Origin of the sequence: Staphylococcus sp. GDY8P196P, assembly GCF_017891705.1 — a bacterium.
GTDB lineage: Bacteria > Bacillota > Bacilli > Staphylococcales > Staphylococcaceae > Staphylococcus > Staphylococcus ureilyticus.
This window is the reverse complement of the sequence record NZ_JAESJS010000014.1, coordinates 44,533-61,225: the sequence shown is the minus strand read 5'-3', so window position 1 is coordinate 61,225 and position 16,693 is coordinate 44,533. Positions and strand designations below refer to the sequence as shown.

General features: G+C 34.4%; 19 protein-coding genes. All 19 read right to left on the bottom strand.

The window, feature by feature from the left end:
* Window positions 1-3 precede the first annotated feature (3 nt).
* The 19 genes from atpA to KA814_RS08710 all read right to left on the bottom strand — a co-directional run bounded on the left by atpA (window position 4) and on the right by KA814_RS08710 (window position 16,647).
* Window positions 4-1,518 (bottom strand): F0F1 ATP synthase subunit alpha, encoded by a 1,515-nt coding sequence (atpA, locus tag KA814_RS08800; protein WP_107521829.1) that lies wholly within the window; start codon window positions 1,516-1,518, stop codon window positions 4-6.
* A gap of 20 nt (window positions 1,519-1,538) precedes the next feature.
* Entirely contained in the window at window positions 1,539-2,078 is a 540-nt protein-coding gene (locus KA814_RS08795; RefSeq protein ID WP_064209844.1) for a F0F1 ATP synthase subunit delta, read from the bottom strand.
* Window positions 2,078-2,605, bottom strand: a complete 528-nt coding sequence (locus KA814_RS08790; protein WP_026034759.1) for a F0F1 ATP synthase subunit B — start codon at window positions 2,603-2,605, stop codon at window positions 2,078-2,080. Before KA814_RS08790 ends, KA814_RS08795 begins: the two co-directional genes overlap by 1 nt.
* Before the next feature lie 97 nt (window positions 2,606-2,702).
* On the bottom strand, window positions 2,703-2,909 hold the full coding sequence (gene atpE, locus KA814_RS08785; RefSeq protein WP_002482721.1) for a F0F1 ATP synthase subunit C: 207 nt from the start codon (window positions 2,907-2,909) through the stop codon (window positions 2,703-2,705).
* Window positions 2,910-2,947: 38 nt separating this feature from the next.
* Window positions 2,948-3,670 carry a F0F1 ATP synthase subunit A gene (gene atpB, locus KA814_RS08780; RefSeq protein WP_019468297.1) on the bottom strand — a complete coding sequence of 241 codons (723 nt, stop codon included), beginning with the start codon at window positions 3,668-3,670 and terminating at the stop codon, window positions 2,948-2,950.
* Between the two features lie 27 nt (window positions 3,671-3,697).
* Window positions 3,698-4,048, bottom strand: a complete 351-nt coding sequence (locus KA814_RS08775; protein WP_046207759.1) for an ATP synthase subunit I — start codon at window positions 4,046-4,048, stop codon at window positions 3,698-3,700.
* Window positions 4,049-4,203: 155 nt separating this feature from the next.
* Window positions 4,204-5,334, bottom strand: a complete 1,131-nt coding sequence (gene wecB, locus KA814_RS08770) for a non-hydrolyzing UDP-N-acetylglucosamine 2-epimerase (RefSeq protein ID WP_064209843.1) — start codon at window positions 5,332-5,334, stop codon at window positions 4,204-4,206.
* Between the two features lie 22 nt (window positions 5,335-5,356).
* Entirely contained in the window at window positions 5,357-5,986 is a 630-nt protein-coding gene (gene upp / locus KA814_RS08765) for a uracil phosphoribosyltransferase (protein ID WP_019468295.1), read from the bottom strand.
* A gap of 16 nt (window positions 5,987-6,002) precedes the next feature.
* On the bottom strand, window positions 6,003-7,241 hold the full coding sequence (gene glyA, locus KA814_RS08760; RefSeq protein WP_046207757.1) for a serine hydroxymethyltransferase: 1,239 nt from the start codon (window positions 7,239-7,241) through the stop codon (window positions 6,003-6,005).
* A gap of 21 nt (window positions 7,242-7,262) precedes the next feature.
* Window positions 7,263-7,787: a TIGR01440 family protein gene (locus tag KA814_RS08755; RefSeq protein ID WP_046207756.1), complete on the bottom strand. Its 525-nt coding sequence runs from the start codon at window positions 7,785-7,787 to the stop codon at window positions 7,263-7,265.
* Window positions 7,788-7,931: 144 nt separating this feature from the next.
* Entirely contained in the window at window positions 7,932-8,354 is a 423-nt protein-coding gene (locus tag KA814_RS08750) for a low molecular weight protein arginine phosphatase (protein WP_064209842.1), read from the bottom strand.
* Window positions 8,351-9,394 carry an L-threonylcarbamoyladenylate synthase gene (locus KA814_RS08745; protein WP_046207754.1) on the bottom strand — a complete coding sequence of 348 codons (1,044 nt, stop codon included), beginning with the start codon at window positions 9,392-9,394 and terminating at the stop codon, window positions 8,351-8,353. The genes KA814_RS08750 and KA814_RS08745 overlap by 4 nt, the downstream gene beginning before the upstream one ends.
* Window positions 9,395-9,489: 95 nt before the next feature.
* Window positions 9,490-10,326: a peptide chain release factor N(5)-glutamine methyltransferase gene (gene prmC / locus KA814_RS08740; RefSeq protein ID WP_064209841.1), complete on the bottom strand. Its 837-nt coding sequence runs from the start codon at window positions 10,324-10,326 to the stop codon at window positions 9,490-9,492.
* Window positions 10,313-11,389, bottom strand: a complete 1,077-nt coding sequence (gene prfA, locus KA814_RS08735; protein WP_046207752.1) for a peptide chain release factor 1 — start codon at window positions 11,387-11,389, stop codon at window positions 10,313-10,315. The genes prmC and prfA overlap by 14 nt, the downstream gene beginning before the upstream one ends.
* Window positions 11,389-11,988 carry a thymidine kinase gene (locus KA814_RS08730; RefSeq protein WP_046207751.1) on the bottom strand — a complete coding sequence of 200 codons (600 nt, stop codon included), beginning with the start codon at window positions 11,986-11,988 and terminating at the stop codon, window positions 11,389-11,391. Before KA814_RS08730 ends, prfA begins: the two co-directional genes overlap by 1 nt.
* A gap of 202 nt (window positions 11,989-12,190) precedes the next feature.
* Window positions 12,191-12,448, bottom strand: a complete 258-nt coding sequence (locus tag KA814_RS08725) for a type B 50S ribosomal protein L31 (protein ID WP_019468287.1) — start codon at window positions 12,446-12,448, stop codon at window positions 12,191-12,193.
* Window positions 12,449-12,581: 133 nt separating this feature from the next.
* On the bottom strand, window positions 12,582-13,898 hold the full coding sequence (rho, locus tag KA814_RS08720) for a transcription termination factor Rho (RefSeq protein ID WP_046207750.1): 1,317 nt from the start codon (window positions 13,896-13,898) through the stop codon (window positions 12,582-12,584).
* Between the two features lie 560 nt (window positions 13,899-14,458).
* Window positions 14,459-15,889: an aldehyde dehydrogenase family protein gene (locus KA814_RS08715; protein ID WP_046207749.1), complete on the bottom strand. Its 1,431-nt coding sequence runs from the start codon at window positions 15,887-15,889 to the stop codon at window positions 14,459-14,461.
* 434 nt (window positions 15,890-16,323) lie between these two features.
* Window positions 16,324-16,647 carry a winged helix-turn-helix transcriptional regulator gene (locus KA814_RS08710; protein ID WP_046207748.1) on the bottom strand — a complete coding sequence of 108 codons (324 nt, stop codon included), beginning with the start codon at window positions 16,645-16,647 and terminating at the stop codon, window positions 16,324-16,326.
* Window positions 16,648-16,693: the final 46 nt, after the last annotated feature.

The window sequence follows — 16,693 nt, the reverse complement described above, 5'->3', positions numbered from 1 at the left end:
CTATTATGCTTCTTCTGATTTGCTAAAACTCTTCTTGAATTCATTAATCGCTGATTCAAATGATTCATCATTAGGTAAAGCACCCGTCGTTTTGATTTCATTTAATAAATCAGATGCATTCGATTTAGCCCATTGATTCAACTCGTCTTCAAAACGTGTGATATCAACTACAGGGATATCATCCAAATGTCCTTTTGTTAAAGCATAAATAATTAAAACTTGATTTTCTACAGGTAGTGGTTTGTTTTTATCTTGTTTTAATATTTCAACTGTACGTTTACCACGTTCTAATTTTTTAGCAGTAAATTCATCTAAATCAGATCCAAATTGCGCGAATGATTCTAATTCACGATATGATGCTAAATCTAGACGTAAAGTTCCAGCAACCTTTTTCATTGCTTTAATTTGCGCAGAACCACCGACACGTGATACTGATTGACCTGCATTAATCGCTGGTCTTACACCAGAGAAGAACAAATCAGATTGCAAGAATATTTGTCCATCAGTAATAGAAATTACGTTTGTCGGAACGTAAGCGGCAATGTCGCCTGCTTGTGTCTCAATAATAGGTAATGCTGTGATTGAACCGCCACCTAAATCATCATTTAGTTTAGCCGCTCTCTCTAATAATCTACTATGTAAGTAGAATACATCACCAGGATAAGCTTCACGGCCTGGAGGTCTACGTAATAATAATGATAGTTCACGATAAGCTGCTGCTTGTTTTGTTAAATCATCATAAACGATTAAAACATCTTTGCCAGCAAACATGAATTCTTCAGCCATTGCTACACCAGAATATGGCGCGATATAAAGCATAGGCGCTGGATCTGCTGCTGAAGCAGAAACAATAATTGTATAATCTAATGCACCTTCTTGACGTAATTTTTCAACATTTGCACGTACAGTTGAATCTTTTTGTCCGATAGCAACGTATATACAGATCGTATCTTGATCTCTTTGGTTCAAAATCGTATCAATGGCAACCGTCGTTTTACCTGTTTGACGGTCTCCGATGATTAATTCACGCTGTCCACGGCCGATTGGTACAAGCGCGTCAATTGCTTTTATACCAGTTTGTAATGGTTCATCTACAGATTTACGATCCATTACACCAGTTGCTTTCTTCTCTACAGGACGTGTTTTTGTAGTATTGACTGGTCCTTGACCATCAATTGCTTGTCCTAATGGGTTAACGACACGACCAAGTAACTCCTTACCAACTGGAACTTCCATGATACGTCCAGTTCGTTTTACTTCGTCTCCCTCTTTAATATCCGTGTAAGGCCCTAAAATTACTACACCGACATTGGATTCTTCTAAGTTTTGTGCTAAACCTAGAACGCCGTTATTAAATTCAATAAGCTCACCAGCCATAACGTCATTTAATCCGTGGATTAAAGCGATACCATCACCAATTTGCAGAACTGTACCTACATCAGTAACAGCCATTTCTGACTCATAATTTTCTATTTGTGAGCGAAGTAATGCACTGATTTCTTCAGCTTTAATGGCCATCTATGTCACTCCTTCGATTTTTATTTCACTCTAATAAATTGCTTTTCAAGTTTGGCAAGATCATTTTTAATACTTGCATCCATCACTTTCGTACCAACTTTAACTCGGATACCACCGATAAGATCTGGATTTATTTCATTTGTAATCATTAGTTTTGATAGTTTTGTACGCGATCTAATAATTGAATCAATACTTGCTATTTCATCCTCAGATAGTTCATACACTGATTCAATAACCGCAAAGTCTTGATTGTGATACGCATTATATAAAGTTTCAAAAGCTAAGAATATTTCATGAGTATATGTAAGGTGACGATTACTTGCAAGCACCATAAACATATTTTGTAAATATTGATGTGCGTGTCCAAAAATAATAGCAACAAAACGTTGGCGTTGTGCTACATCTTTTTGTGGGTCTGTATCTAATTCTTTTAATTTTCCTACTTCAGGTCGCACTGCTTCGTCAATTGTTGAAAACTCTTCATACATTTGATCAAGTAACGCTTTTTCTTTAGCAGTATCAAATAACGCTTTTGCATATTTTTTTGCTACATTAGCCATTATTTATCGCCTGCCTCTTTAATGTACTTTTCAACTAATTCTTTTTGATCTTTTTCTGAAATTTCTTTTTGCAGTACTTTTGAAGCAATGAGTACGGAAAGCTCAGAAACCTGATTATTAATATCTGCAAGTGCGCGTTCTTTTTCACTGTTAATTTCATTTTGTGCTGTTTCAATCATGCCATTAGCTCTAATATTGGCTTCATGAATAATTTCTTCGTGTTGTTTACGGGCTTGTATTTTAGATTCTTCTAAAATCTTATGAACCTCTTCTTGTGTTTCTTTTAGTGTTTGTTTGTTTTGTGCTTCTAATTTTTGAGCATTTAATTTAGCTTGTTCAGCATCGTCGATATCTTTATTGATATCGCGTTCACGTTTGTCCATTACTTCTTTAAGTGGGCCCCATGCAAACTTTTTCAAAAGTAAGAGTAATATGGCGAATGTAGCAATCGTAACAATGATTGTTCCCCATTGTACACCACCGCCACTAGCCGCACCTAGAACGAACATATTAGTCGTAGCAGTCACTTTCATAGACACTCCTTTCATCCAGTATAATCATAAGGTATTTTGATAAAAACGAACGGCGAGAGCCTAGAAGACTTCGCCATAAAGACTAGTTTACTTATAGTGACATGAAAGCGATAACTACACCTATAATTGGTAGCGCCTCAACTAATCCGATACCGATAAACATAATACCCATTAATTGACCACGTGCTTCTGGTTGACGAGCGACACCTTCTACTGTTCTTGAAACGATAAGACCATTACCAATACCTGCACCAAGTGCTGATAAGCCGATTGCGATTGCTGCTGCGATTAAATTCATTTAAAAATCCTCCTAATTTGTTCTTTTTATTTTTTAATTTAATGACTCTTTTGTACTTTATGTGACATATATACCATCGAAAGCATTACAAATATATATGCCTGAATCGTACCAATAAAAATTGAGAACCCTTGCCATACGATTAGGCCAGGTAATCCAATTAACCAACCCCATGCTGGGAAGTCGAATACTAAACCTGCTAATAATCCTAGTAATAATTCACCTGCAAAAATATTTCCGTAAAGTCGTAGTCCTAGTGTCAATGTTGAAGTGAACTCTTCAAACACATTGATAGGCAATAGGAATATCGGCTTTGTATAATTTTGAAAATACCCTTTAGTGCCAACCATTTTAACCCCATAATAATGTGTTAATAATATTATAAGCGTTGATAATGTTAATGTCACAGTTGGATCGGCTGTGGGAGATTTCCACCACAGGGTGTGTCCCGAAATTAATTGGAACGGTAAACCGAGCATATTACTAACAAATATGAAAAAGATTAATGTAACGGCTAAGAAATGGAACTGACCGCCTTTTGACCAAGCCATGTTACTTTCGATAATCCCTCTTACGAAATCAAAAACCCATTCGATAAAGTTTTGTTTGCCTGTTGGACGTTTCTTGAGGTTACGTGTACAAATAATAGCTATTACAAAAACAATAAACGCCGTAATCAACATCATCATAATCGATGATAGATTAAACACGATGTCTAGACCGAACACATTCCAACTGACTAGAGGGTCTTTATGATCCATGCTTTCTCACCTCTTTCATTATAAAATTTATTTCTTGTGTAAAAATGGTTTGAAAACAATTAAAACATAAGAAATCATTAAACCAACAACTACTCCAAAAATGTTTATATGGTCCTTATAAAAATACCATGTCGTACAAGCTAATATCACAACCAAATATCTCCAAATGTTGCCCGTTGAAATATGTATGTTATCCTTTTCTTTTGCTTCCGCCAAATAATATTCAAAAGTAAAAGTATTGATTAGCGATCCGATCATTCCAATTATAAGACCTAATATAAATGCAGAGTATGTGAAAATAAACACAATTACAAGTACAATAATACAATATATATAGTATTGCATGTACTGTTTAAAAATGATGTTGAAACGTTTCATTTCAGTGCCTCGCTTCACCTTATCTTTCTTATATGAAAACCATTCCAATCATACAATTTTAATAATAATATAGGGTACTTTACGTGTCAATTCTATTCAAATTGTAATTCAATTTTTTACAAGAATGTCACAAAAATGACACATAAATACGAAAATTATTTGAAAGAAGAAGGTTTTTTATCAATTAAACCAAAAAAATATTTAATATTTTGACAAATTCTATATGATGCATTGCCGTCTCCATATGGATTTTGAGCTGTACTCATGATCTCATACAAATTTTTGTTATCTAATAGTTCTTTTGTTGCTGCGAATATATTCTTTTCATTTGTGCCTACAATTTTTAATGTACCTGCCGCTACACCTTCTGGTCTTTCTGTAACATCCCTCAAAACGAGTACTGGTTTACCTAAAGAAGGCGCTTCTTCTTGTACACCACCAGAATCAGTTAAAATTAAATAAGACTGATGTGCAAAATTATGAAAATCAACAACTTCTAAGGGTTCTACAAGCTCAATTCTCGTGTGATTTGATAAATAATAATCTGCAATTTCTCTTACTTTAGGATTTTTATGTATTGGGTAAACGACAACAACATCCTCGTATGCTTCGACGATATCTCGTACTGCTTTGAAAATATGTGCCATTGGTTCCCCAATATTTTCTCGTCTATGCGCAGTGAGTAGAATAATTCGTTTATCTTTGTGCTTGGCTATAATTTCTGATTGATAACCATTATGAATTGTCGTTTTCATTGCATCAATAGCAGTATTACCTGTTACGACAATTGAGTCTTCTGGTTTGTTTTCAGCAATCAAATTATTTGCAGCATTATTGGTAGGAGCAAAGTTTAAATCGGACATTACTCCTACCATTTGTCTATTCATTTCTTCAGGAAATGGAGCATATTTATTCCAAGTTCGCAAACCAGCTTCGACATGCCCGATTGGGACTTGATTATATAATGCTGCAAGACTTCCAGCAAATGTACTCATGGTATCACCATGAACAAGTATCATATCTGGTTTCGCTTCTTTTATAACATCCTCTAATCGTACGAGTATGCGTGAAGTTATATCAGACAATGATTGTCCCTGCTTCATAATGTTCAAATCATAATCAGGTGTGATGTCAAAGCTTTTCAACACAGAATCTAACATTTCTCTATGTTGTGCCGTCACTACAACGATTGGTTGTAATTCAGCGTCTTTCTCCAATTCTAAAACGAGTGGTGCCATCTTTATAGCTTCAGGCCGTGTCCCGAATACAGTCATAACTTTTTTCATACTACTCCACTCCTGGGTCAAACTATTTTGTACCGAATAAACGGTCACCAGCGTCACCTAATCCAGGTGTAATATAAGCATGGTCATCTAATTTCTCATCTAATGCTGCGATATAGATATCGACATCTTCATGTGCTTCTTGTAATTTTTCTACACCTTCTGGTGCTGCAATTAGACACATAAATCTGATATGCTTGGCGCCACGTTTTTTAAGTGAATTAATCGCTTCAATTGCGGAAGCACCAGTCGCTAGCATTGGATCAACTACGACAATTTCTCTTTCTTCAATATCTTGTGGTAATTTCACAAAATACTCAACTGCTTCTAGCGTTTCAGGATCTCTGTATAAGCCAACATGACCTATTCTTGCTGCCGGCACAAGATTTAAGATACCTTGTGTCATGCCAAGACCTGCTCTTAAAATGGGAATAAATGCTAATTTTTTACCAGTTAAACGCTTAGCTATCATTTTAGTAACAGGCGTTTCAATTTCTACATCTTGTAACTCTAAATTTCTAGTCACTTCGTAAGCCATTAACATGCCTACTTCATCTACGAGTTCTCTAAATTCTTTTGTACCTGTATGTACATCTCTAATGTAACTTAATTTGTGTTGAATAAGTGGGTGATCAAAAACATGTACGTTGCCCATAATTACTTCCTCCAATTTAATTATATAAAGGATGTTTCGTAGTTAATGCTTTAACTCTTTCTTGTCCTTCTTTTAATGTTGTTTCGTTTTCAGGATCTTTTAACACTAAGCTTATAATTTTAGCTACTTCTTCAAATGCCGCTTCATCAAAACCACGTGTAGTAGCTGCTGGTGTACCAAGTCTTAAACCACTTGTTACAAAAGGTTTTTCTTGATCAAATGGTATTGTATTTTTATTACAAGTAATACCTATTGAGTCAAGGGCTTCTTCTGCTACTTTACCAGTAATATTGACTGATCCTTTTACATCTACGCATACTAGGTGATTATCAGTACCGCCAGATACTACTCTAAATCCTTCTTTATTTAGTGTATCAGCTAATACTTTTGCATTTTTAATAACTTGTTGCTGATATGTTTTAAAATCATCTTGTAGTGCTTCACCGAACGCTACTGCTTTGGCAGCAATAACATGTTCTAAAGGGCCACCTTGAATGCCTGGGAAGATTGTTTTGTCAATTTGCTTTTTGTATTCTTCTTTACATAAAATCATTCCACCACGAGGGCCACGTAATGTTTTATGTGTTGTTGTAGTTACAAAATCAGCATATTCTACTGGACTTGGGTGTAAGCCTGCAGCGACTAATCCAGCGATATGAGCCATATCTACCATCAATTTAGCGCCCACTTCATCAGCAATTTCTCTAAAACGTTTGAAGTCTATTGTTTTTGAGTATGCAGAAGCCCCAGCAACGATTAACTTAGGTTGGTGCGCTTTTGCTACTTTTAATACTTCGTCATAGTCTATTTGTTCGCTTTCTTTGTCGACACCATATTCGACAAAGTTATAAAATTGACCACTAAAGTTTACTGGCGCACCATGAGTTAAGTGCCCACCATGACTTAAATTCATACCTAATACAGTATCTCCGTGTTCTAATGCCACGAGATAAACAGCCATATTTGCTTGTGAACCAGAATGTGGTTGAACGTTAACATGTTCTGCACCAAATAATTGCTTTGCTCTCTCAATAGCTAATGTTTCAGATACATCGACATATTCACAACCACCGTAATATCTTCTGTTCGGATAACCTTCAGCATACTTATTAGTTAATACTGAACCTTGAGCTTCCATAACTGCTTCCGACACAAAGTTTTCTGACGCAATTAACTCTATATTGTTATTTTGACGGTTGAACTCGTTTTGAATCACTTCATAAATTTCTTTATCTTGATCTTTAATAAATGACATTAGTAAACCCTCGTTTCTGTATTAGTTGTATTTTGCTCTTTCGCCACCAATTTTTTTAGGTCTTGAAGAAGCGATTGTAACAATTGCTTCGCCAATTTGCTTCACGCTTGTACGTTCGGGTATTGCTACATGTTTGATATGCATACCAATTAATGTTTGACCAATATCTATACCTTTCGGAACAGTTATAGTTTCAACCACCATAGGCGCTTCCATATGCTGATATGCATACGTAGCTAAACTACCTCCAGCATGGACATCGGGTACAACAGTTACTTCTTCCATCGTTGCGGGGTCGAAGTTAGCTTTTTCAATCGTAATTGCTCTATTGATATGTTCACAGCCTTGAAATACAAAAGAAACGCCTGTTTCCGTTTCAATCTCTTTTAATGCTTCAAATATATCTTTAGCTACTTCCATTGAACCGACGCTACCTATGCGTTCGCCAATCACTTCTGAAGTAGAACAACCTACAATACAAAGCTCATCCTTTTTAAAGAAAGATTTAGACTTTAGTTCATCTAACAATGCTCTTAAATCTTCCATATTAAACACCCCTTATTTATTTTGATAAAAAAGTAAGCCAAAATACATAAGTCCAATCTGGCAAATTTAATTGCTAGCACATTTGCTACACGTAATTATTATAACGTATTTAATGACTTACTCATACTAATTTCACATATTTATTTACTCTAATATTTTATTTTTTAATTTTTCAATCAATGAATTTAATTCATTATAAATTTCAATATAATCTGATTTAGTTCCTCCAAATGGGTCAGAAACATCATCACCATGCAATACATATTCACTTAAAGTAAATATATGTGTATTTACGCCATACGTTTGTTTAATCGCATCTCTATGACTCCTTGACATTGTCAAAATAAGATCTGCATGCATGTCCATCTCAGTGAATTGTTGCGCATTGTCAGGTATTGGCAATTGTTTTTCTTTTAAGATAGCACGCGTATGTTCTGAGGTAGGTGTGCCATCTAATGCAAATAAACCACGCGAAGCAACTTCGATGTCAGGTATTTTAGCTTTTGCAATACTTTCTGCCATTGGACTTCTACAAGTATTACCAGTACAAACAAAAACGATTTTCATAATTTTTCTCCTTTAACGACGGTAAAGTTTGCCGCCTTTTGCATTCGATTCATAATAGCAACTGCTTCGCCACTATTTTCAAATCCAAATATATAAGCTTCTTTTATCTTTTTATTTTTGTCTATATCGTGCAATATTTGATACAAATTATGGTTTGCCCCTTTAATATCTCTTTCATTTTCACACAGTGGAATGAAAGTTGCGTTTTTTGGAATATATTTACATTTATCTTTCGGGAATATAAACGCAACATCACTCCAATCTTTACATGAGGATGGTTGTTGATGAACGCCGTATACAATCGTTATTGGCGTATCTGGCGCATAATGTTTATATTTCATTCCGGGGGCTATAGGTTTTTCTTGATTTAAATCATCTTTTGCTGAAATAGAACCTGGCAAAACATTTTCAATCATCGACTTGGTGATAGATCCTGGACGAGCAATTTTAAATGGGTATTGCGTGCAATCTAACACGGTACTTTCTAAACCTTCTTCACTTTGATCACCATTAACAATACCATCAATGCTTTGGTTTAAATCATGATATACATGTTCAAACTTAGTTGGAGAAGGTCTACCACTTAAATTAGCGCTCGGTGCGGCAATCGGTATATCTACAAACTCTAATATTTTTCTCCCAATCACATGACTTGGCATTCTAACCGCTATGGATGAAAGCCCACCACTTACACTTTCACATAAATATCCTTTTTTTAATGGTAAAATAAACGAAATTGGTCCTGGCCAAAATTGATTCATCAGTATTTTAACTTCTTGTGAAATATGCTTCGTAAATACATCTAGTTGCTTAACATTATGTATATGCACGATGAGTGGATTATCTGAAGGTCTACCTTTTGCAGCAAAAATATTTTTTATAGTTTGTTCATTTCTTGCATCACCACCTAAACCATATACAGTTTCAGTTGGTATAGCGATGAGTCCACCAGCTTCAAAAATATTTTTTATCTCATTAAAAGCATCTACATTTGCATCTTCTGTCACATGATTTCTTAAATCCCATATTTTTGTTTTCATTTATACTCACCCTTTCATCTTAATTTCAATTTTAAAACAAAATAAGAAGTTATGCACCTTCATGACATATCATGTTAGGTACACAACTTCTTAAATTACCATTTAAAAGAAACCATTCTATCATTATCATTAATATCTTTTATTATTTGGACACTTACAGCAGGATATTTTTTTTCAATTTTGCTTTTTAATGTAGCTCCTTGTTTATAACCAATCTCAAACACAACAATTGCATTAGGTAATAATACGTCTGGTAATTGATCTAAAATCTTTTCATAAACTTGAAAGCCGTTGTTTTCAGCAAACAAAGCACTCATAGGTTCATATTGTAAAACAGTATCATCCATTAAAGCTTTTTCGCTCTCAGCGATATAGGGGGGATTTGAAATCAATCCATTCACTTTAATATGCTTTTCTATTAATGGATTTAAGGTATCGCCTTGTAAAAATATAACATCTACATCATGATACTCAGCGTTTTCTTTTGCCACAGATAAGGCTTCATCATATAAATCTGTAGCTATAACATCCAAATTTTGATTCATTTTTTTTAGTAAAATAGGTATGTTACCACTACCTGTTCCAATATCTACAACCTTATCTCCCGATTTTACCAAATTATAAAAATGTAGTAATACTTCCTCGGTTTCTGGCCTTGGAATTAAACAATGCTCATTCACTTTAAATATTTCACCATAAAAAGTTTGCGTTCCTACAATATATTGAATCGGTTCGCCTTGTAACATCCTTGCTTCCGCATTATCAAACAACACGTTGTGTGCTTCCGTCATAACTTCATCTGCGTGTAGCAAATAATCTAATTTTTGCCATTGAAATAAATCAAGCATTAACCATTCAGCTCGTGTTACTTCAATACCTTTAGTTTCGCATTTGTCTTGTGCGATTTTTAATCGTTCTCTATAATTCACCATCATTCAGTTCTTTCAATTTATCAGTTTGTTCAGCTAAAGTTAGTGCATCAATAATCTCATCTAACTTACCTTCCATAACTTGCTCTAATTTCTGCAATGTCAATCCAATACGATGATCCGTTACGCGACTCTGTGGATAATTGTATGTTCTAATTCTCTCTGAGCGATCACCTGAACCGACAGCTGATTTACGCTGTGCAGCATACTTTTGTTGTTCTTCTTGTAATTTCATATCAAATAAACGTGCTTTTAACACTTTCATTGCTTTTTCACGGTTTTGAATTTGAGATTTCTCAGATGATGTAGCAATGACACCTGTCGGTATATGTGTAATTCGAACGGCAGAATCAGTGGTATTTACGTGTTGTCCACCTGCACCACTAGAACGATATGTGTCTACTTTAATATCTTCATTTCGAATCTCTATCTCAACATCTTCAACTTCTGGTAATACGGCAACAGTAGCAGTAGATGTGTGAATACGTCCTCCAGACTCAGTTGCTGGTACACGTTGTACACGATGTGCACCATTTTCGTATTTCAATTTACTGTAAGCGCCTGTTCCTGAAACAGAGAAGCTAATCTCTTTGTAACCACCATGATCACTTTCAGTAGCTTCTACGATATCAGTTTTATAACTATGTGCTTCTGCATATCTAGAATACATTCTAAATAAATCACCAGCAAATATTGCAGCCTCATCCCCACCAGCTGCTGCACGAATTTCAACAATTACGTCTTTTTCATCGTTAGGGTCTTTTGGTATTAACAAGAATTTTAATTCTTCTTCCAGTTCTGGAATTTTTTGACTCAATTCTTGCTTTTCGTCTTTAAGCATTTCGACTTCTTCATCGTCTTTTGTTTCCTGTAACATATCATCTATTTCAGTTACATCTTCTTTAACCTGTTTATATTCACGATATACTTCTACTGTTTTTTGCAAATCAGCCTGTTCTTTTGAATATTTTCGTAAATTGTCTGGATTATTTACGACTTCAGGATCACTTAACATTTCATTTAATTGCTCGTATCTTTCCTCTACAATGTCTAATTGATCAAACACTACATTTCCTCCTTCTCATGATTACTTGGTGCAACAATATGATGTGCCCTACATCTAGGTTCATAGCTTTCGTTAGCGCCAACGAGAATCACTGGATCATCTATTTTTGCTGGATTACCATCAATTAATCGTTGTGTACGGCTTGATGACGAGCCACATACTGCACATACAGCTTGTAGTTTAGTCACTTCTTCACTTACTGCTAATAAATGGGGAATTGGTTCAAATGGTTCACCTCTGAAATCCATATCTAAACCTGCAGTAATCACTCTATGCCCCTTTTCAGCTAATTCTTCAACAATATGGACAATATTATTTTCGAAAAATTGAACTTCATCAATTGCTATAATATCAAAATTTGTTAAATCGTGTTTATAGATCTCAGCTGCTGTCGAGATATTAATTGCCTCAATTGCATTGCCGTTATGCGACACAATCTTATCTTTATGATAGCGATCATCTATTGCCGGTTTAAATACAACCACCTTTTGTTTAGCATATAGTCCACGTCTTAAACGACGAATTAATTCTTCAGATTTACCACTAAACATACTTCCAGTTATACATTCTATCCACCCGGAATGATAAGTTTCATTCATTATGCGTTCCACCCTTTTTCAAAACATAATCGGTTTATTATATCATATTTTCCATCTTAAAATATCAATTTCTCATAAGATATTTGTAATTTAATATGTAATCAAAGTGCTCTAACAACTGTGCAATTCTGTTCAAACCTTCACATCGTCCATGTTAAATAAAAAAGCATTCTCATAAAATGAGAATGCCTTATGACAACAATTATTCGTTGCTTGATTTGAATCCGAATTTCTTGTTGAAACGTTCCACACGACCATCCGCAGCAGCGAATTTTTGACGTCCTGTGTAAAATGGATGTGAATCAGATGAAATATCTAAACGAATAACTGGGTATTCATTTCCATCTTCCCATTCCATTGTTTCTGATGAAGATTTTGTTGAACCACTTAAGAATTTAAAGTCTGTAGTTGTATCTAAAAAGATAACTTTGTGGTATTCAGGATGAATATTTTGTTTCATTTTTTTCAGCTCCTTTGCCCTGAACCATCTGGAACAGAGTTGTTTGTGAGTTTTTTTACCCAATACTTGATAATTATAATTGTTATAAAACTAAAACGCAACCCTAAATCACATATTTAAATGTTAAGCTGCTTTAAATAATTGGCTTACCAGTTTTAGTACTTTCTTTGGCAGCTTGTTGCAATTGTTCAAAGAATTCTTGATTCGTTTTTGTACGTTTTAATTTTCTTACAAATCTTTCTGTGAAATCAAGTGAATCTGTGAACATGTTACGTAGTTGCCAAAGTGACTCTAAATCTTTTGGCGGTATTAGTAATTCTTCTTTACGTGTAGAACTTCGACCAATATCAATAGCTGGAAAGACACGGCGTTCAGCCAGTTTGCGATCAAGGTGTAATTCCATGTTTCCTGTCCCTTTAAATTCTTCATATATCATGTCATCCATACGTGATCCTGTATCTACTAAAGCAGTAGCTAATATCGTCATACTTCCACCAGCTTCAATATTTCTCGCAGCACCAAAGAATGCCTTAGGTTTGTGTAATGAAGCTGGATCTAAACCACCTGAAAGTGTGCGTCCGCTTGGCGGGATAACCAAGTTATATGCACGTGCAAGTCTTGTAATAGAATCCATAAGAATAATGACATCTTTACCTATTTCTACTAAACGCTTGGCACGTTCTAATAGTAATTCTGCTACTTTGACATGGTGCTGTGGTGGTTCATCAAATGTTGAATGAACGACTTCTGCTGATTCTACAGAACGCTCAATATCAGTTACTTCTTCTGGTCTTTCACCCACAAGTAGCACAAATAATTCTGCATCAGGTTTATTGCTTGCGATGGCATTTGCAATTTCTTTCAATAATGACGTTTTCCCAGCTTTTGGTGGGGCAACAATCAAACCACGTTGTCCTAAACCAATTGGCGTAATTAAATCCATAATACGTGTAGAATAATTTTCTTTTGTTGTTTCTAGCTTGATGCGCTCTTCTGGATATAATGGTGTTAATGCTTGGAAATGTGGTCTTTTCTTAACTTCTTCTGCATTCTCATCATTAACAAAATCTACTTGTAGCAAACCATAATACTTTTCATTATCCTTTGGTTTCCTTACTTTACCAGTTACTTTGTCGCCTCTTTTAATTTCAAAACGACGTATTTGGCTAGCAGAGATATAAATATCTTTTTCACCTTTTGAATAATTGACAGTCCTTAAGAAGCCATAACCATCTTGTTGGATATCATCTAAGATACCTTCCATATAATAGTTGCCATCTTTTTCCATCTGGGCTTCCATAATTGCAAGAACTAACTCTTTTTTATTTAATTTACTATAGTTTGTTAATTTCAGTGATTTTGCTTTTTGAGTGAGATCTTTAGTAGTGTAATTTTTATATAACTCGTGGAACGATTCGTACTGAGGTGATGTTCGTACTTTATCAGGCATTATCTTGCACCCATTTCATAAAAAAGTTTTAAATAACATAGAGGGCTACGCTATTTACCTTTATAACTATAGCAAATATTTTATTTAATTACAAAATGTATTTCAATTTTTGAAATTTATTAATACTGCTTTAAAGCTAATTAGTTAATAAAACAGTATGTTAAATTGTAAAGCTTTAATTTATAATTCAAAATTTCTAAAAATAATTAGAGCTAAGCATAGGTATCTCTGGTTCAATCATTAACATCAATTGTCATTGAGAAATATAAAAACTGACCTTTGCATATCGTAATAGACTTATATTAGGAATTGGAGATTGTCGTTTCGTTAAGTAATATAAGTTAAACATTCATTTTTGGCGATTTTATAATGTCCTTACACCGAAGAAATGGTGGTTATGAGAGGCTACAGGCTCAAATCATATCCTCACGCATGCATGTTAAAAATCGGAAGATTAAAAAATGACTAATCCATAAGCATACGGATTAGTCATTTTTAAGCTTGAGATTATTTGTCACAGTATATTTTTATTACAACTTATAATTTTATTTTGTATTAAATTACGCGTTAAAATATCCTGCAATAGATTTAACTTCTAAGAATTCTTCTATGCCATAATCTCCCCATTCGCGTCCTAAACCTGATTGTTTATAGCCACCGAATGGTAAGTCTGGTTTTCGTCCAGCTTCATTTATTTCAACTGTTCCAGCCTCAATTGAACGCGCAACTTTATGCAGTTTTTCTTTGTCTTGTCCATATACATAACCAGCTAAGCCATATTTCGTATCATTTGCAATTTCAATTGCTTCGTCTAAATCGTTGTAAGTGATCACAGACATAACAGGACCGAAAATTTCTTCTTGTGCAATTGTCATATCATTTTCAACATTATTAAAAATAGTTGGTCTTGCAAAATAGCCTTTTTCCAAGTTTTCAGGTTTTCCAGGACCACCGTATAATAATTCGGCACCTTCTTCTACACCTTTATCAATATATGATTGAACTTGATCAAATTGTTTTTTACTAATAATTGGTCCTACTTGTGTACCTTCTTCACGAGGATCACCAACTTTAACTTGGCTAAATTTTTCTTTAACAGCTGTTAAGAATTCTTCTTTTATACTTGCTGGTACCAATGTTCTAGTCCCTGCAGTACAAACTTGTCCTGTATTATTGACGACTTTACCAGTTGCTGCACTTGCAGCACCATCAATATCAGCATCATCTAAAATAATATAAGGAGATTTACCTCCTAATTCTAATGATACTTTTTTGAAATCTTCAGCTGCTTTCTTCATAATGCTTGCACCAGTTGGACCAGATCCAGTAAAGGACATCATTCTTACTTTTGGATGTTCACTTAGTGGATTTCCAACGCCTTGGCCATCACCATTCACTAAGTTAAATACACCTTTAGGTACGCCAACTTTATCAAATATTTCTGCTAAAATGATGGCTGCAAATGGTGTTTCTTCTGATGGTTTTAATACAACTGGGCTTCCTGCCGCAAAAGCTGCTGCTAATTTTAATGAAGTTTGGTTAGTTGGGAAATTCCATGGTGTAATTAATCCAGCAACACCAATTGCTTCCTTAACAACTAAATCGTCGCCACGTCTTTCTTCAAATTCAAAATTATCTAATGCATCTCGTGCAGCTTCAAAATGATTTAATCCCATTTGATAATGGACATTTTCAGATACTTTTAAAGGAGCTCCTAATTCGTCAGTTATTGCGTCAACAATATCATCTTTTCTATTTTTATATTCTTGAACAATTTTATCTAACAGTTCTTTTCTTTCTGCTACAGAACTTTGTCTAAATTCTAAATATACTTTATCTGCTGCTTCTACCGCTTTATTAACATCCTCTTTATTGCCTTTAGCAATTGTGCCTGCCACTTCTTCAGTTGCTGGGTTGATTACATCAAGTGTTTCTCCACTTGCACTTTCTACCCATTCTCCGTCGATATATTGTTTAGTGAAATTTCTCATCAATTATTCACTCCTTAATTTGTGTTCATGCTTTTATTCTAACCTAGATTTTTAATTTTAAAACATATCTGCTCATTCCAAATCATTGCAAACGTTGTTATTACAGGGTTTTACGCCTGAAATTTATGCATAGTTATAATAGCATTATTGCGTTATATATCAATTAGAAATAACATTTATATCCTTAAAATTTTGCTTTTTTTAGAATATTTAAACATACCATGACATGTCAATCGGCACATCCACTCTTAATCAACAAAATTATTTTAACACTACTAAAGGTTAGATGATTCGACAATAAATAAAAAAGCTATAAAGCAATCTTTAATTAAAGATTGCTTTATAGCTAATCTTAGTATGTTAAAAACAGACTAGATATAACAATCATATTCAAATAAAATATTACATGAAAATGTCAAATTAAAAAGTTAAAATCATTCGCTTTCTAACTCGATATATTCTTGGGCCCATTTTTCCATAGGAACCAATGCCGATGCTAAGGCATCACCTTTATCTGTAAGTTGATATAAAATGTTCATAGGACTAGTAGAAATAATTTTTTTCTCTACAAGTCCCCATTCATTAAGGTCTGTGAGCTTTATGCTAAGTGCACGAGGCGTAATTGTTTTCAAATCACGTTTCATATCAGAAAAATGAGCAGATTTTTCCGTGCACCTAGACAAGTAATTAATGATAAGACCGTTCCAACTTCTACCTACTATTTTAAAGGTCTCTTCTAGATAAGGGCAAACCTCCATGGTCATCACCTCATATCAATTATATTTCCCCACTGCATAAATTATA